The sequence below is a fragment of the Neisseria sp. P0022.S010 genome (assembly GCF_051956635.1).
In genome coordinates this window covers 14,876-30,459 of record NZ_JBQCXF010000018.1, presented here as the reverse complement: position 1 = coordinate 30,459, position 15,584 = coordinate 14,876, and the positions used below count along the sequence as shown (strand labels likewise).

Here is a 15,584-nt window from a genome sequence, read left to right as displayed (position 1 = left end):
CCTACACCGTTTGGTTCCTCTCTCCTTCGCAACCGATGACCGCCTTTTTGCAACGCGAAGAAACGCGCCGCCTGCTGGACGGCAAACCGGTCATCACGCTTATCGGCTGCCGCAATATGTGGCTGGGCGCGCAGGAAAAAATGAAATCTTTGCTGAAACAAAACGGCGCCAAACTCATCGGCAACATCGTAAAAATCGATGCCTGCAACAGCGCGGCAAGTTTCATTACCACGCCCGCATGGATGCTGACCGGCGACAAACGCTATTTCCGCTCCCTGCCCTCCGCCGGCATTGCTGAAGAAGAATTGGCGGATGCGGCGCGGTTTGGTGCGAAATTACGCGATACGCTGTTAAACCAACAGCCTTTGGACGAAACCCTGTTTCAAAACATGGGCGCAGTGACGGTTAATGAAAAACTGATTTTCAGCGAACGCGCTGCCGGCCGCAGCTTCTTCGTCTGGGGCAGGCTTTTGATGGCGGCAGGCAGGATTTCTCCGCTTTTGCGCCGTGCCTTGCTGTGCTTTTACATCGTCTTTTTATTGGCGATGATTTTGGTGGTTTTGCCTGTCAGCGTGATTTTGAAAAAGCTGCTGCATCCGCTGCTTAAAGGCCGTCTGAAAAAGCTGGCGGACTATTATGCGCAACCGTCAGGCAGATAATAATTTTCAGACGGCCTCAAACCAGGAACCCATCATGCCCGAAGTTATCCACTATCCCGAACGCCGTCGCTTTCAAATCGATATTGACGGTTTGGAAGCAGGCTATATCAGCTATACCGAACACACCGGCGGCTGGGACGTAAACCATACCGAGGTCTCGCCCAACTTCCGTCATCGCGGCATTGCCAAACTGCTGGTGGACGCGCTGATGGAATACGCCGAAGCACACCACATCCCGTTGACTGCAAGCTGCGACTACGCGGCGCGGTTTATCGGTTGATTATTTTGACAAACACATCATGACATCGAATAACACACTCAAAGACGTTTATCTCAACCGCGTTTCTGCCTTTTTACCCAATGCTCCCGTCGGCAATGACGAAATGGAAGCCGTCCTCGGCATGGCAGGCGATGTGCCTTCACGCGTGCGCCGCATGATTTTGCGTTCCAACGGCATTTTGTCGCGACATTACGCCATCGACCCCGAAAGCCGCCGTACGACGCACACCAATGCCGAATTGGCCGCCGAAGCGGTCAACGGCCTGTTTGCCCAAGGCGTTCCTGCAAAAGCCATCGGCAGCCTGGCTTGCGCCACTTCCTATCCCGACCAAACCATGCCAGGACACGGCGTGATGGTGCATGGCTTGCTGGATATGCCGCCTTGCGAAGTGTTCAGCATGGCAGGCGTATGCGCGGCTGGTATGGCGGCAATGAAACACGCCTACAATGCCGTGCGTACCGGCGAACACGCACATGCGGTTTCCGTTGCTTCCGAAAACGCCTCGGCGGTCATGCGCGGCGAAGTATTTCAAAGTGAAACCGACCATAAAAAACTGGAAAACGCGTCCCCCGAAATCGGGTTTGAAAAAGACTTTTTGCGCTGGATGCTGTCTGACGGCGCAGGCGCGGTGCATCTGTCCGACCGTCCCAATTCAGACGGCCTCAGCCTGAAAATCCATTGGATAGACCTGCTTTCCTACGCCAACGAAATGCCGCCCTGCATGTATGCCGGCGCAGAATTCCGCGACGGCGTATTTGAAGGCTGGAAACACGCCGATGCCGATTACGGCCGCCGCCACAGCCTGATGGCGGTCAAGCAGGACGTCAAACTGCTAAACGAAAACATCGTCCGCTATACGGTGGAAAAACCCCTCTCCCAAATCGCCTCCAAACACGGCATCCGCGCCGAAGAAATCGATTGGTTCCTGCCCCACTACTCTTCCGGCTTTTTCCGCGACCGCCTTTCAGACGGCCTGAAAAACATCGGCTTCGACATTCCGCAGGAAAAATGGTTTACCAATCTGCAAAGCAAGGGCAACACGGGGTCGGCCTCGATTTACATCATCCTTGAAGAATTTATGCGCACTTTCCCCATCGAACACGGCCAAAAAATCCTGTGTTACGTTCCGGAAAGCGGCCGTTTTTCAACATGTTTCATGCTTTTGGAAGCAGTAAAGGCCGTCTGAATGAAGATTGACGACATCCCTCAAGACAACAGCGCCAGCTACCACGGCCACCGCAAAGTCATCTACGGCACCCGCGACGGCCACTACGAAGCGGCCACCAGCAACGGTTGGCAGGACGAAGCCTACGCCACCGAAATGGCAGTGTGCGAACTCGATGCCCAAACGCAGGCCGCGCGCGAAGCCGTCGAAAAAGGCGAATATTCGCCGCTGTACTACCATATGTTCCGCTGCCGTTATGATGAAACCGGCTTGGCCATGGCGGCAGGCGTATGGAAATGGCAGCTGCGTCGGCATTTCCGTCCCGAAGTGTTCGCCAAACTACCGGCCAAAACCCTGCAAAAATACGCCGATGCCTGCCAAATCAGCATAGACGGCCTCAAACAAACCGATATTTAAAGCCCCTCATGATTACCCTGCATTCGCTCGACCAATCCCGCGCCCTGCGCATTGTTTGGCTGCTTGAAATCCTCGGTACGCCCTACCGCCTGCAAACCTACCGCCGCCATCCCGACACTTTGCTCGCTCCTGACGAACTCAAAGCCATCCATCCCTTGGGCAAATCGCCTTTATTGGATGATGACGGTTTTATCTTGGCGGAAAGCGGCGCGATTACAGACTATCTGATTCAAACCTACGGCAACGGCCATCTAATGCCCGAACGCGGCAGCCGCGAATACTGGCAATATCAACGCTGGCTGCATTATGCCGAAGGTTCGCTGATGCCGTTATTACTGCTCGGACTGGTGTTCCGCCGGATTGAAAGCGCGCCCATGCCGTTTTTCGTCAAACCGATTGCCCGCAAAATCAGCGGCAGCGTCAAAAGCAGCTTTATCCATCCGCAAGCCGCGCTGCATCTTGCCCACATCGACAGCGAGTTGGAAAACCGCGAATGGTTGGTCGGCAACAGCCTCAGCGGTGCCGACATCATGATGAGCTATCCGCTGCAAGCCGCGGCCGACCGCTTCGATTTCGCCGACTACCCCAATATCCGCGCCTATTTGCAACGCATCGAAGCGCATGAAGCCTACCGCCGCGCCGTTGAAAAAGCAGGTTCGCCTTTATTGAAACTCGACAAATAAAACAAGGCCGTCTGAAACGTTTTCAGACGGCCTGAAACCTTGGTTCACTTATCGAATAGCTTTGCGGCAAACGGCGTTTTTACCCAAGCGCCGCCTGAACGCTTTGTTCCCCCTCGCCGTTCCACTATAATGGCAACCCATATCCTTCTAAAAAATAACACCATGCCAACCGACAACCGCCCGACTCTTGCCATCGACACCAGCACATCCTTTCTGTCCATCGCATTGGAACATCAAGGCGAAATCCGCCTGTTTCACGAAAACGTCGGCACCAAGCAATCCGAACAAATCCTGCCGCAAATCGAACACCTCTTTAAAGAAGCGGGCATCACGGCCGCCGATTTGGGCTGCATCGTTTATGCACAAGGCCCCGGCGCATTTACCGGCCTGCGTATCGGCGCGGCGGTTGCACAAGGTTTGGCCACGCCGTTTGACACGCCCATGATCGGCATTCCCTGCCTCGATGCCGCCGCTTCGCTGCTGCCGCCATCAAGCTGCATCCTGGCGGCCACCGATGCGCGTATGGGCGAAGTGTTCTACGCATGGTTTGATACGCAAAACCACGTCCGTTTGAGCGATTACACAGTTGGCAAAGCCGCCGCCATTACCGCGCCCGAGGGCAAAACGCCTAGCGGCGGCATCGGCAATGCCTTTGCCCTCGCCGACAAACCGCCTTTTGACGGTCAGGCCGATATGCCGACTGCCGCCGACTATCTTAAACTTGCCCGCAGCGGCCGCTATGTTGCCACCGATGCGGTGCATGCCGAGCTGCTCTACGTCCGCAATAAAATTGCCCTGACCGCGCAAGAGCAAGCCCAACAAAAGGCCAAACCGTGAACCTGCGCCCAGCCGTACTTGCCGACTGCCCCACCCTTGCCGCCATCGATGCACAAGGCAATCCTTCGCCGTGGACGGCGGAACAGTTTGAATCAGCGGCTCAACACCATCCCGACAGCGTTTGGCTCAGCCAGACCGACCACCAAATTACCGGCTTTATCGTGTGGCAAACCGTGTTTGACGAATCCGAACTGCACCTGATTGCCGTCGCGCCCGAATACCGCCGCCAAGGCATTGCGTCCACCCTGCTGCAACACTGGCAAAACACAGTGCAACAGCAAGGCGCAACCCGATTACTGCTGGAAGTCCGCGCAAGCAATGAAACCGCACAACAGCTCTACCGCAAACACGGCTTCCAAACCTGCGGCCACCGCAAAAACTACTACGCCCTGCCCGACGGTGGCAGCGAAGATGCCGTATTGATGGAGAAATCATGTTAAGCAGCCGCTACCTGCACCTGCACGAAGCCTTGGGCTTGGGCCCGATGTGGCTGAACCAAAACGCTAAAATCATCCATGCCGCGCCCCAAGCCGCAGCCGCGCCCGTCCGCCCCAAAACCATTGCCGCCGATACCGCGCAAGCCGTGCGCACTTTATCCGCAGGCGCCCATCAGGCACGCACCGCCGCCATTGCCACTGCGCAAACGGCCAAACCTGCTGTCCGCGTTCCCGAAGCGGCGCCCAAGGCCATGGCCGAAACACCGGCAAAAACAGAAAAAGCCGCGCATTCAGACAATCTGCCCCGCCTTGACGTAACCATCAGGCCGTCTGAAATCATGGTGGTCAGCATTTGTCCGTCCACCGAAGACAGCCTGCACGGTACGCTGTTTAGCGGAGACGTCGGCACGCTTCTCGACAACATCCTCGCCGCCATCGGCCTCAAGCCCGAGCAGGCGCACAAAACCGCATGGGTCAAAACCGCGCCCGTGTTCACCGCCCTACCCGATACCGAACACATCCGCGCCGAGCTTGCCGAAATGCAAAACGAGCTGACCGCCTCGCAAGCGCGCGCAGTATTGTTTCTCGGCAAAATCTTCGACAGCCCCGACATGATCGGGTTGATGAACGAATTGTGCGCAGAGCGGCCGCATTTCGTCATTCCCCACCCCGCCCGCCTGCTGATGCAGCCGCAACTCAAAGCGCAAGCATGGCAAATCTTAAAGCCATTAAAACAGCTTTTGGCCAAGGCCGTCTGAACATTCTGTTTAACCTGAAATCAGGTTTTCCACCAATAAAAAAGGGCGTGTTCGACACGCCCTAATATTTTTCAATATTCCGCCGAATGCCAGAAAGGCTGACCCACCGTCGGCGTACTGGCGCGCGCTTTCTCACGCGCCTCCACAGGTTCCGCCTCATAGGCCAGACGGCCCGACTCGACCGCAAGCGCAAAAGCGCGTGCCATATTGACCGGATCGCCGCTACGGGAAACGGCAGTATTCAGCAACACGCCGTCAAAGCCCCATTCCATCACTTGCGCCGCCTGCGAAGGCAAACCCAAACCGGCATCAATAATCAGCGGCGTGTCGGGCAGACGTTCGCGCAGGACTTTCAGCGCATAAGCATGAACCGCGCCCAAACCCGTGCCAATCGGCGCCGCCCACGGCATCAACGCCTGACAGCCAGCGTCAAGCAGGCGGCGGCAGGCAATCAGGTCTTCAGTGCAATAAGGCAGCACTTTGAAGCCGTCTTTAATCAGGATTTCCGCCGCTTCGACAAGTTGGAACATATCCGGCTGCAACGTATCATCATCGCCGATAAGTTCGAGCTTGATCCAATCGGTATCAAACACTTCGCGCGCCATTTGCGCAGTAGTCACGGCTTCCTTCACACTTTGACAGCCTGCGGTATTGGGCAACACAGGCACACCCATTTCTTCCAACAACGACCAAAAACCCTGCCCATGCGCTTCGCCGCCGCTACCGGCACGGCGCAATGAAACGGTAATCATCGCCGGTTGCGCGATTTGGACAGACTGCTTGAGGATTTCCGGCGTCGGATAAGCAGCCGTACCGAGCAGCAGCCGTGAAGAGAAAGTTTCTCCGTATAGGGTAAACATGATGGATTCCTTTGTAATATTATTTTTGGGGCAATAGCCTTCTGAAAAATCGGTTTAGATAGTTTCCAAATAGTTTTCAAGTCCTTCGGCGACCTTAGTCGGAATAAACTCGGTAATCGTGTATTTCGCTACGCCTTCTCGGTGAAACGGGTCTTCTGCAATTAACTTTTCCACCTGTTCCCTGCCTGATGCTTTCATCAGGATAACGCCGCCCGTCCGCGGCTGTTTGCGTCCAGACATAACAAATACACCTGCTTGATAATACCGTTCGAGATACGCAATATGCTCGGACAGGTAGGTTTCAACCGCAGCCAAGTCTTTAATATATTCCAACGATACGATAAACATCTCTTTTCCTTTTCTCAGCATTAAACCAATAGCGCAGCTATACGCGCAGTAAAACCGCTTATCCACCGACTACCGGGCGCACAATGTCCACTTTATCGTTTTCGTTTAAAACCGTTTCCGCATACGCGCCTTTGGCGACAAACTGGGTATTGACGGCAACGGCAAACGGTTTTTGCGGCGCGGTTTGGGCGATAAGGTCGGCAACGGTTGTGCCGTTTAATGTGATGGTTTCATTGTTCAATATAATCTTCATGATGTTTGCTCCTCTTGTCAGACTTCTTATTTTCAGACGGCCTTATTGGTCCCACAAAGCCTGAAACGCTTTAACCACGGCTTCGGGATTTTCCGCTTCGGTAACGGCGCGGACGACGGCGAGGGAGGAAACGCCGGTGGCAAGTACGGCTTCGGCATTGTTCAAATCGATGCCGCCGATGGCAACGACGGGCGTGCCGCGTGCCTGTCTGACGTATTCGCGCAGTTTGTCCAAACCTTGCGGGGCGGTCGGCATTTGTTTGGTCGTGGTCGGGAAAATTGCACCGCTGGCGACATAGCTGGGGTGTACGGACAGGGCGCGGTCGAGTTCGGCGACGGAGTGCGTACTCAAACCCAAGCGCAAACCGGCGGCTTCAATCGCGGCAAGGTCGGCAGTGTCCATGTCTTCCTGCCCGAGATGCACGCCGTATGCGCCTACTTCTATCGCTTCGCGCCAGTGGTCGTTGATGAAAAGCTGGGTTGCGCTGTTTTGACAGGCGGCGACGCAACGTTCGATTTCACGTTTTAATTCGTCGCCATGCAAAGTTTTGCAACGCAGTTGCACCGTGTCGGCACCTGCTTTGACCATGCGCTCGACCCAGTCGGCGGTGGGAACGACGGCGTAAAATTTCAGGGGGGATTTGAGTGGCGGGAAATTCATGGCGGCTCCGAATCGGACAAATTGTTGTCATGTTATCAGAAAGGCCGTCTGAATAATATTTGTTTTCAGACGGCCTTATCAAATGATTTTAAACAATCAAGAAGGATGTTACAAACCCACCCTTTTGCTGATTGGGATAAAGGTTGTTACAACAAAAACAATGTGGCCAGTCCCAAGAAAATCAGGAAGCCGCCGGAGTCGGTAACTGCGGTAATCAGCACCGAGCTGCCCAATGCAGGGTCGCGTCCGGCTTTTTCCATAATGACGGGAATGAGGACGCCGACGGTTGCGGCCAGCAAAAGGTTCAAGGTCATCGCGGCCACCATGACCAAACCGATGCCGATGTTGCCGTAGAGCAGCCATGAAATCACGCCCATCACGGTGCCCCAAATAATGCCGTTGACGAGGGCGACGCCGACTTCTTTTTTCAGCAGGCGGCCTGCCTGCGTGCTGGTCATTTGTCCCATTGCCATGGCGCGGACAATCATGGTGATGGTTTGGTTGCCGGAGTTGCCGCCGATGCCGGCGACGATGGGCATCAGCGCGGCCAGTGCGACGATTTTCTCGATACTGCCTTCAAATGCGCCAATCACGCGGCTGGCGATAAAGGCGGTACACAGGTTGATGGCAAGCCACATCCAGCGGTTCTTCACCGAGTCCCAAATCGGGGCGAACAAGTCTTCTTCTTCTTGCAAACCGGCCATGTTAAACATGTCGGCTTCAGACTCTTCACGGATCACGTCCACCATTTCGTCAATGGTGATTCTGCCGATCAGCTTTTTGTTTTCATCGACAACCGGCGCGGTGACCAAGTCATAACGTTCAAACGCCTGCGCCGCTTCTTCCACGTCGTCTTCGGGACGGAAGCGCACGACATCGGTGGCCATCACGTCCGCCACCATGTCTTCGGGGTCGGCGACCAAGAGTTTGCGGATGGGCAGCACGCCTTGCAACACGTCGTTTTCATCAACCACGAAAATCTTGTCGGTATGGTCGGGCAGGCTGTCGAAACGGCGCAAGTAGCGCAATACGACTTCACACGTCACATCGGCGCGGATGCTGACCAATTCAAAGTCCATAATTGCGCCGACTTGGTTGTCTTCGTAAGACATCGCCGCTTTGACCTGCTCGCGTTCTTCTTCATCACGCGTTTGCAGCGCTTCGTACACCACTTGGTGCGGCAAGTCGTCTGCCAGCTCTGCCAATTCGTCTGCGTCCAAATCATCGACGGCGGCCAACAGCTCGTCTTTGTCCATGGACTCGATCAGCGTTTCGCGTACGGCGTCGGATACTTCCAGCAACACTTCGCCGTCGTCTTCCGGGGCGACCAAAAGCCAAACGATGTTACGCTCGCGCGGCGGCAGGGATTCCAAGACGGCGGCCACGTCGGCAGGGTGCAATTCGGCCAAGAGGACAGTCAGCTCGGTGAACTTGTCGCGCAGGCTTTCGTCTTCAATCGGCACGCCTGCTTCGATTTGTTCAAAGGACGGCTCGAGGATTTCGCATAAGGCGTGGATGCGGTCGATATCGTCAGAAATACGATCGTCAGAAATACGGTCTTCCACCGCTTCATTGTCGGGGGTATGGTCGAGATTCGGAGGGGTTTGTTCGATGCTCATAAATGCTCCGCCCGCCGGACGCGGGGAGGCATTTCGGCGGGATGATTATGGTTGTTGTGTGTCTGATGGGAAGTTCAAAGGCGAACTGGGAAGGTCCATAATTCGAGCCTGCTGAGAGGCGCAGAGTTGTAAACGGTGTATATTCTACTCTTTTTTAGGCCGTTTTACCATTTTTAACGGGAAAGGCCGTCTGAAACCGGGTGATAGCGACACCCCTTTTTTCAGACGGCCTGATGATTTGATTTTATTTGTTTCGCCTGCCGAACGCTTCCCTGACCACGTCCAACCAAGCTCTTAAGGCCGGCGTCGGGCGTTGGTGTTTTTTCCATGCCATGGTGAGCTGCCAGCGGATTTCGGGTTCGACCAAAGGAATGGCGGCAAAGACATCGGGATTGATTTTTCGGGCATAGTATTCGGGCAGCAGGGCAATGCCCATATTGTGCGCCACCATGTCGGCAACCAAATTCCATTGTCCGGTACGGCAGACAACATTGGGCGTAAAACCTTGATTGCGGCAGGCCGTCTGAATGGTTTCGTTGAGGGAAAAGCCGGCGCCGAACAGAATGAAGGGCTCGTGTTGCAGGCTTTTGAGCATCAGCGCATCGTGTCTCGCCCGATTTTTCGGCATCAAGACCACCAGCGGATAGTCGCACAACGTGATGCTGTCGAAGTCTTCGTGAACCGGCGCGAGCAGCTGTCCGGCATCGAGTTCGTTGTTGCGCAAGGATTGCTCGATGGCGAGCGAGCCTTGTTCCAAAAACGACAATTCAATGTCCGGCCATTTTTGGTGGAAATCAAACAGCGCATGACTGAGCAAATCGCTGCCAAACAAGGCCAAACCCAAACGCAGCGTCCCGCTTTTGACATGGCGGTAATCGTCAATGTGGGCCAGCAGCAAATCACGTTCGTGTAAAAGGTTTAACGCGTGGCGATAGACTTCTTCGCCGATTGCGGTCGGCTGCACCTGCCGCTTTTTGCGTCCGTTTTCTTTGCATAAAAGCGGTACGCCCAATTCTTCTTCCAAAGCCTGAATGATTTTGCTGACCGTCGGCTGCGTCAAATTCAACGCGGAAGCCGTGGCCGAAAAACTTTGTAGGCGGATGAGTTCGGCAAAACAATACAGGCTTTTGAAGTCCATTATTCCTCTAAGGCATGATTATTCGTTTAATAATTCATATTATGCAGAAACCAGGTTTCTATAATCAAGCCTTTCATTCAACACACACCCATATCATGGATTCCCTCACCAGATTTTTTCAGACGGCCTTGCAGCTTGCCATCATCGGCGCAGTATGGGGCGTCTCCGACCTTATCGTCCGCTTCACGCATCTGCCTATTTCTTCAGGCGTATTGGGCTTGTTCCTCATGCTCGCCCTTTTGGGGCTCGGCATCATCCGCCCGGGCATGGTTGACCGCGGCGCCAAATGGGCATTGGGCGAACTCGTCTTTTTCTTCATCCCCATCATGGTTTCCGTCTTGCAATATCAAGACCTGCTGATGTCCGAAGGTTGGCAGCTGATTTTGACCATCGCCGTCGGCACTGCGCTCGTGATGATCAGCACCGCCCTGACCCTCGATTTCTGCTACCGCTGGAAACGCCGCCTCTACAAAAAACTCCACTCCTAAAAATAGAGAATAAAAATGGACTATACTGCCCTCGCCTGCTTCATCTGGACTTGCTTTGCCTATGTCGTTGCCAAAAAAATCCACCGCAAAAAACCCTTAATGATTTTCTCCCCCGTCGTTACCGTCTCCGTCAGCACCATCCTCCTGCTGCTGGCATTCGGCGTCAATTACGACACCTACCACAAATATACCCAAGGCATCGTCTTCCTGCTCACTCCGGTTACCGTTGCCTTTGCCGTCCCCATTTATGAAAACCGCGAAGTCATCCGCCGCCAACTGCCCATCCTCTCCATCGCCATTATGGTGGGCATGTTTGTCGGCGTAGTCAGCGCATTCCTCATGAGCCATATGTTCCACTTCAACAACGAAGTAACCAACAGCCTGATGGCGCGTTCCATCTCAACGCCGTTTGCCGTCGTCCTCGCCAGCGAAATCCACGGCTCCGCCTCGCTCGTTTCCCTGTTCACCATCATCACCGGCTTTGTCGGCATGATATTCGGCGACCTGTTTTTGGCCTTCACCCGCATCCGTTTCCGTACCGCCAACGGCGTAGCATTCGGCAATGCCGCCCACGGCTTCGGCACATCGCGCGCCGGACAACGCCACGAAACCGAAGGCGTCATGGCCAGCCTGACCATGATTTTGGCCGGACTATTTATGGTATTGTTTGGCCCGACCATGGTGCATTTGGTAATTTGGATGATGAGTTAGGCTTCGTCCTGATGACCATACACAAAAAGGCCGTCTGAAACATATATTAGTTTCAGACGGCCTTTTATATTATGAAACGATTACAGTTTGAAAATAGAAGCCTCTGCTAAATCATGAATGGTATCCAACGCAGATGAACCTATACCATTGCTTGAATAGGTCGCATTGTCTGAGGAAAGACCGGCAGAAGAATCAAGAGGATCAGCCTCACCAAACGCACGGCTCAAAAGTTCATCGCCATCGAAAGCTTTGGATTCCAATATCGGCTTCGCGGCCGGCTGTGCAGGCTCAAAACCTTCCCACTCACGCGGATCAAGGCGGATGATATGGTCATCATCATAGCCGTCATTAGGACCTTTGCCTTCTCCTGAAAAAGTACCGTCCCACTCGCGCGGATCGAGGCGGATAACAAAATCTTCAGAATCACTTTCTTTACTTGGTTGATGTACTTTAGCCATGAAGTTCTCCTTAACAAATAAACGGATACTGTACCTAATGCCTCATAAAAGGCATTGCGGACTCTATTCTAGAACAAAGAAAACAGCGGGCAAAGATTGAAGGGAACAACGGTTTATTAACACGATAATCGGATTTAAATCTTTTTAAAACAAATAGATATAATTTATACATCATACCCGATCATCCATAATTAAAAATCTTGCCCATGCCGTCCACCAAGATGATCCCCCCCTTCCGTCCCCTTGCTATGCGGTAAAAAGGCCGTCTGAAAAATGACTTTCAGACGGCCCTTTCATTTGCTCAAGCCTTATTCTTTAGGCAGGCGCAGGACGGAGACGATGAATCCGCCCCAAATGACGATCAATGCGACAAGCATCATAATAATGGCTGAAGTACTCATTATTCGTCTCCTTCACGTTCGTGTTCATGTTCGTCTTTGACGTTGAAGCCCTGACCGTGTTTCCACGGCAAGAATGACAGCAAGACCGACAATACAAGGATGGCGCCCACCATGCCCCAGCCGAAGATATTGAGGAAGCTGTCAGGATAGCCGCTGTAATTCTCTTTTAAGAGGCCGGCAGTATCCTGATAAAGCATATAGCCGAGCATAGCAACGGTAACCACCACGCTGGCGGTCCACACTTTGCCGACACGGATGGAAGACAGCGCGTTCAAGTGGTTGCGCAGTTCCGGCAGCTTGTTCAACAAGACAATCGCCAAAACGTAAACAAAACCGGAAGCCACAATGCCATAAGTATTGATGAATTTGTCCAATACGTCCAACACAGGCAGGCCGGTGGTCGTACCGAACAGCAAGGTGGAAATAATCGCCATTGGCACGCCTGCAATCAGCGTTGCGCTGACACGGCCGATGTTCATTTTGTCTTGAATTGCGGCCACAATCACTTCAACGATGGAAATCATGGAAGTCACACCAGCAAACACCAGCGAGCCGAAGAACAACACGCCGATCAACGCGCCCATCGGCGCTTGGTTGATGATGGTCGGGAACGCGATAAACGCCAAACCGATACCGTTGGATGCCACTTCGCTGACTTCTTTGCCTGCGGCTTGAGCCATAAAGCCCAATGCGGCAAATACGCCGATACCGGCGAGCAACTCAAAGCTGCTGTTGGCAAAGCCGACAACCAAGCCGGTGCCGCCCAAGTCGGTTTTTTTCTTCAGGTAAGAAGAATAAGTAATCATGATGCCGAAGCAGATGGAGAGCGAGAAGAAGATCTGGCCATATGCGGCTACCCAGACTTTCGGATCCGCCAAGCGGCTCCAGTCAGGCGTAAACAAAGCGTCCAAACCTTTTGCCGCACCCGGCAGGGTCAGCGCAATGCCCACCATGATGACAAACATTACCACCAACAAAGGCATGAAGAATGTGGACGCACCGGCCACACCTTTTTGCACGCCCAAAGCCATAATCGCCAGCGTAAACACCCACACGGCAATCAGCGGACCGGCAACTTTACCGACAAAATCCAAGCCCAAGTCTTTGGCATCGGCCATTTGCAGGAAGTCTTTGAAGAAGAATGCCTGCGGATCCGCACCCCATGCCGAAGTCAAAGAATAATAGGCATAGCTTGCCGCCCAACCGACAATCACGGCATAGTAGATACAGATAATGACGTTGGTCAGGAAGTTCCACCAACCCACCGGCTCAAACCAACGGCCGAGGCGGCGGAAGGCCAAAGGAGGCGAACCGCGGTAACGGTGGCCGATGGCGTAGTCGAGCAGCAACAGCGGAATACCTGCCGTCAACAGCGCAACCAAGTAAGGGAGGACGAAAGCACCGCCGCCGTTGTCGAAGGCGATGTAAGGGAAACGCCAAATGTTGCCTAAGCCCACGGCCGAGCCGATGGCGGCAAACATAAAGGCACGGCGACTGCTAAACGTCGCGCGTTCGCTGGATTGAGAATTTGACACAATGAACCTCTTAAAAATCGAGTGTCGTCAAGGCCTCCCGGCCTTGCGCGTATATATTTAGAAATCAGGTCGGACAAACCGGCCGGTTAAAATAGATATTCGGACAAGGATAATATCCGGCATTTAAAGAATGCACCGCTTATGGCCATGCAAACATAATCTGACCTTATCGTAAAAAAATTTAACACTGTTGGCAAGTCAGTATTGCATTAAAATTGCAAGGAAAATCTTCATGCACTACGACTAAAATCTTCATACACTTCTTTATATACAAGCCAAACGCAACACCCAAGCCCCGTTTTTCCCTCCCCTTCCCACTGACAACCGCCCTCGCCGAAAACCGCCTTTCCCTTATTCCGTAAGGAAAAGCGGCAACCCAACGCATTCAAATCCCCCGTCATCAAAATATTTCAGACGGCCTGTTTTCCTTCCGTCCAATCCGGGCCGTCTGAAAATTTCACTGTTGCATGTTGTAATCAAGAAACCGTCCCAAAATTCCGTTTAATATAAACAAAAACAATCCGCCTTTTCCCGTTTCCTTCATTACCATGATTTAAAACGAACATAAAACACCAAAAAATGGAATTAATAAAAATAAAATTTCAAAAAATATTAAATAACATTAAATTTAAACCTGCATTTCTACTCTAATCATCTACAATCAAAAATAATCGAACCTAAATTTTTCAATAAAACATTAATTACACAACACTACATTTTTGCTATAATTGCCGCCATTCAATCCACAACCCAAACCCAAAAGAAGAGGAAAAGCCATGGGTATCAAAGTTGCCATCAACGGTTACGGCCGCATCGGCCGCCAAGTAGTGCGCGCTATTTTTGACTACAAACTGCAAGACCAACTCGATATCGTTGCCATCAACGCCAGCGGCAGCATCGAGACCAATGCTCACCTGACCAAATTTGACACTGTTCACGGCCGCTTCAACTCTGAAGTTTCCCACGATGAGAAACACCTCATCATCGACGGTAAAAAAATCCCTTACTTCTCTACCCGCAACCCAGCCGAATTGCCATGGGGCGAATTGGGCGTTGACCTGGTCATGGAATGTACCGGCGCGTTCACCAGCAAAGAGAAAGCCAAAATCCACTTGGAAAGCGGCGCGAAAAAAGTACTGATTTCCGCTCCCGGCGGCGATGACGTTGACGCAACCATCGTTTACGGCGTAAACGACGACGTGATTACCGGCGACATGACCGTTATCTCCAACGCGTCTTGTACCACCAACTGCCTGGCACCCGTAGCCAAAGTATTGAACGAAAACATCGGCATCGTAAACGGCGTGATGACCACCATCCACGCACTGACCAACGACCAAACCGTCACCGACGTACGCCACAAAGACCTGCGCCGTGCGCGTAGCGGCGTGGAAAACATGATTCCGACCAAAACCGGCGCGGCAAAAGCCGTCGGCTTGGTATTACCTGCCCTGAAAGGCAAACTCGACGGCCTCGCCATCCGCGTACCGACCGTCAACGTTTCCCTGGTTGACCTGAGCTTCCAAGCAAGCCGCGACACTTCTGTCGAAGAAATCAACGCACTGATGAAAGCCGCTTCCGAAGAAGGCCGTCTGAAAGGCGTTTTGGGTTACAACACCCTGCCGCTGGTTTCTATGGACTTCAACCACACCACCCAAGCCAGCACATTCGACTCTACGCTGACCAAAGTAACCGAAGGCAAAATGGTTAAAGTGTTCGCATGGTACGACAACGAGTGGGGCTTCAGCTGCCAAATGCTGAACACCGCGCGCCGTATGTTCGGTTTGGAAGTACGTCCGTTCTAATCGGCTTCCAACGCAAAGGCCGTCTGAAACATCTTTTCAGACGGCCTTTTGTATTTCCTTTAAAATATCGCA

The 15,584-nt window shown here is 53.1% G+C and carries 20 protein-coding genes; 11 read left to right on the top strand and 9 right to left on the bottom strand.

Annotation, left to right across the window (positions count from 1 at the left end):
• The 8 genes from ACTHUT_RS03925 to ACTHUT_RS03890 all read left to right on the top strand — a co-directional run.
• Positions 1-659, top strand: a 659-nt coding sequence (locus ACTHUT_RS03925; protein WP_440418679.1) for a dialkylrecorsinol condensing enzyme, incomplete at its 5' end; no start/stop codon positions are given.
• A 34-nt stretch (positions 660-693) separates the two neighbouring features.
• A complete protein-coding gene (locus ACTHUT_RS03920) occupies positions 694-939 on the top strand; it encodes a GNAT family N-acetyltransferase (RefSeq protein WP_440385991.1) in 246 nt (81 codons plus the stop codon).
• Positions 940-958: 19 nt separating this feature from the next.
• Positions 959-2,125 (top strand): beta-ketoacyl-ACP synthase III, encoded by a 1,167-nt coding sequence (locus ACTHUT_RS03915; protein WP_440385990.1) that lies wholly within the window; start codon positions 959-961, stop codon positions 2,123-2,125.
• On the top strand, positions 2,126-2,521 hold the full coding sequence (locus tag ACTHUT_RS03910) for a hypothetical protein (RefSeq protein WP_049332227.1): 396 nt from the start codon (positions 2,126-2,128) through the stop codon (positions 2,519-2,521).
• 8 nt (positions 2,522-2,529) lie between these two features.
• On the top strand, positions 2,530-3,204 hold the full coding sequence (locus ACTHUT_RS03905) for a glutathione S-transferase family protein (protein WP_440385989.1): 675 nt from the start codon (positions 2,530-2,532) through the stop codon (positions 3,202-3,204).
• 129 nt (positions 3,205-3,333) lie between these two features.
• Complete coding sequence (gene tsaB / locus ACTHUT_RS03900; protein WP_440418680.1) at positions 3,334-4,041, top strand: tRNA (adenosine(37)-N6)-threonylcarbamoyltransferase complex dimerization subunit type 1 TsaB; 708 nt, start codon at positions 3,334-3,336, stop codon at positions 4,039-4,041.
• Positions 4,038-4,481, top strand: coding sequence for a ribosomal protein S18-alanine N-acetyltransferase (rimI, locus tag ACTHUT_RS03895; protein ID WP_440385987.1), 444 nt, complete (start codon positions 4,038-4,040; stop codon positions 4,479-4,481). The genes tsaB and rimI overlap by 4 nt, the downstream gene beginning before the upstream one ends.
• Positions 4,475-5,236 (top strand): uracil-DNA glycosylase family protein, encoded by a 762-nt coding sequence (locus tag ACTHUT_RS03890; RefSeq protein WP_440385986.1) that lies wholly within the window; start codon positions 4,475-4,477, stop codon positions 5,234-5,236. Before rimI ends, ACTHUT_RS03890 begins: the two co-directional genes overlap by 7 nt.
• Before the next feature lie 71 nt (positions 5,237-5,307).
• Here the strand turns inward: ACTHUT_RS03890 and ACTHUT_RS03885 are convergent, their stop codons facing one another.
• The 6 genes from ACTHUT_RS03885 to ACTHUT_RS03860 form a co-directional block, all read right to left on the bottom strand.
• A complete protein-coding gene (locus ACTHUT_RS03885; protein ID WP_440385985.1) occupies positions 5,308-6,096 on the bottom strand; it encodes a thiazole synthase in 789 nt (262 codons plus the stop codon).
• A gap of 54 nt (positions 6,097-6,150) precedes the next feature.
• Positions 6,151-6,444, bottom strand: coding sequence for a YciI family protein (locus ACTHUT_RS03880; protein WP_063068398.1), 294 nt, complete (start codon positions 6,442-6,444; stop codon positions 6,151-6,153).
• A 58-nt stretch (positions 6,445-6,502) separates the two neighbouring features.
• The gene (gene thiS, locus ACTHUT_RS03875) at positions 6,503-6,697 is read right to left on the bottom strand and encodes a sulfur carrier protein ThiS (protein ID WP_204788032.1); all 195 of its coding nucleotides are present in this window, start codon (positions 6,695-6,697) and stop codon (positions 6,503-6,505) included.
• 42 nt (positions 6,698-6,739) lie between these two features.
• On the bottom strand, positions 6,740-7,357 hold the full coding sequence (gene thiE / locus ACTHUT_RS03870; protein ID WP_440385984.1) for a thiamine phosphate synthase: 618 nt from the start codon (positions 7,355-7,357) through the stop codon (positions 6,740-6,742).
• 146 nt (positions 7,358-7,503) lie between these two features.
• A complete protein-coding gene (mgtE, locus tag ACTHUT_RS03865; RefSeq protein WP_440385983.1) occupies positions 7,504-8,976 on the bottom strand; it encodes a magnesium transporter in 1,473 nt (490 codons plus the stop codon).
• A gap of 244 nt (positions 8,977-9,220) precedes the next feature.
• The gene (locus ACTHUT_RS03860) at positions 9,221-10,114 is read right to left on the bottom strand and encodes a LysR family transcriptional regulator (RefSeq protein ID WP_440385982.1); all 894 of its coding nucleotides are present in this window, start codon (positions 10,112-10,114) and stop codon (positions 9,221-9,223) included.
• Positions 10,115-10,128: 14 nt separating this feature from the next.
• On the opposite strand from ACTHUT_RS03860, the gene ACTHUT_RS03855 reads away from it, so the two are divergent.
• Positions 10,129-10,602 (top strand): CidA/LrgA family protein, encoded by a 474-nt coding sequence (locus ACTHUT_RS03855; RefSeq protein WP_003748145.1) that lies wholly within the window; start codon positions 10,129-10,131, stop codon positions 10,600-10,602.
• A 15-nt stretch (positions 10,603-10,617) separates the two neighbouring features.
• Positions 10,618-11,313, top strand: coding sequence for an LrgB family protein (locus tag ACTHUT_RS03850; RefSeq protein WP_039861867.1), 696 nt, complete (start codon positions 10,618-10,620; stop codon positions 11,311-11,313).
• A gap of 80 nt (positions 11,314-11,393) precedes the next feature.
• On the opposite strand, the gene ACTHUT_RS03845 is transcribed toward ACTHUT_RS03850, so the two are convergent.
• The 3 genes from ACTHUT_RS03845 to ACTHUT_RS03835 all read right to left on the bottom strand — a co-directional run bounded on the left by ACTHUT_RS03845 (position 11,394) and on the right by ACTHUT_RS03835 (position 13,707).
• Positions 11,394-11,771 (bottom strand): hypothetical protein, encoded by a 378-nt coding sequence (locus ACTHUT_RS03845; RefSeq protein ID WP_128582649.1) that lies wholly within the window; start codon positions 11,769-11,771, stop codon positions 11,394-11,396.
• 308 nt (positions 11,772-12,079) lie between these two features.
• Positions 12,080-12,172: a methionine/alanine import family NSS transporter small subunit gene (locus tag ACTHUT_RS03840; RefSeq protein WP_036472778.1), complete on the bottom strand. Its 93-nt coding sequence runs from the start codon at positions 12,170-12,172 to the stop codon at positions 12,080-12,082.
• Positions 12,172-13,707, bottom strand: coding sequence for a sodium-dependent transporter (locus ACTHUT_RS03835; RefSeq protein ID WP_128582648.1), 1,536 nt, complete (start codon positions 13,705-13,707; stop codon positions 12,172-12,174). Before ACTHUT_RS03835 ends, ACTHUT_RS03840 begins: the two co-directional genes overlap by 1 nt.
• A gap of 776 nt (positions 13,708-14,483) precedes the next feature.
• On the opposite strand from ACTHUT_RS03835, the gene gap reads away from it, so the two are divergent.
• Positions 14,484-15,512, top strand: a complete 1,029-nt coding sequence (gap, locus tag ACTHUT_RS03830) for a type I glyceraldehyde-3-phosphate dehydrogenase (protein WP_440385981.1) — start codon at positions 14,484-14,486, stop codon at positions 15,510-15,512.
• Positions 15,513-15,584 lie beyond the last annotated feature (72 nt).

Bases quoted from the DNA above. Each gene is read 5' to 3' on its own strand.
- ACTHUT_RS03890 (WP_440385986.1), top strand. From the start codon at position 4,475: ATGTTAAGCAGCCGCTACCTGCACCTGCACGAAGCCTTGGGCTTGGGC.
- thiS (WP_204788032.1), bottom strand. From the start codon at position 6,697: ATGAAGATTATATTGAACAATGAAACCATCACATTAAACGGCACAACC.
- ACTHUT_RS03850 (WP_039861867.1), top strand. From the start codon at position 10,618: ATGGACTATACTGCCCTCGCCTGCTTCATCTGGACTTGCTTTGCCTAT.
- ACTHUT_RS03885 (WP_440385985.1), bottom strand. From the start codon at position 6,096: ATGTTTACCCTATACGGAGAAACTTTCTCTTCACGGCTGCTGCTCGGT.
- ACTHUT_RS03905 (WP_440385989.1), top strand. From the start codon at position 2,530: ATGATTACCCTGCATTCGCTCGACCAATCCCGCGCCCTGCGCATTGTT.
- mgtE (WP_440385983.1), bottom strand. From the start codon at position 8,976: ATGAGCATCGAACAAACCCCTCCGAATCTCGACCATACCCCCGACAAT.
- ACTHUT_RS03915 (WP_440385990.1), top strand. From the start codon at position 959: ATGACATCGAATAACACACTCAAAGACGTTTATCTCAACCGCGTTTCT.
- ACTHUT_RS03860 (WP_440385982.1), bottom strand. From the start codon at position 10,114: ATGGACTTCAAAAGCCTGTATTGTTTTGCCGAACTCATCCGCCTACAA.
- ACTHUT_RS03910 (WP_049332227.1), top strand. From the start codon at position 2,126: ATGAAGATTGACGACATCCCTCAAGACAACAGCGCCAGCTACCACGGC.
- ACTHUT_RS03920 (WP_440385991.1), top strand. From the start codon at position 694: ATGCCCGAAGTTATCCACTATCCCGAACGCCGTCGCTTTCAAATCGAT.
- ACTHUT_RS03855 (WP_003748145.1), top strand. From the start codon at position 10,129: ATGATTATTCGTTTAATAATTCATATTATGCAGAAACCAGGTTTCTAT.
- ACTHUT_RS03880 (WP_063068398.1), bottom strand. From the start codon at position 6,444: ATGTTTATCGTATCGTTGGAATATATTAAAGACTTGGCTGCGGTTGAA.
- gap (WP_440385981.1), top strand. From the start codon at position 14,484: ATGGGTATCAAAGTTGCCATCAACGGTTACGGCCGCATCGGCCGCCAA.
- ACTHUT_RS03845 (WP_128582649.1), bottom strand. From the start codon at position 11,771: ATGGCTAAAGTACATCAACCAAGTAAAGAAAGTGATTCTGAAGATTTT.
- ACTHUT_RS03840 (WP_036472778.1), bottom strand. From the start codon at position 12,172: ATGAGTACTTCAGCCATTATTATGATGCTTGTCGCATTGATCGTCATT.
- thiE (WP_440385984.1), bottom strand. From the start codon at position 7,357: ATGAATTTCCCGCCACTCAAATCCCCCCTGAAATTTTACGCCGTCGTT.
- tsaB (WP_440418680.1), top strand. From the start codon at position 3,334: ATGGCAACCCATATCCTTCTAAAAAATAACACCATGCCAACCGACAAC.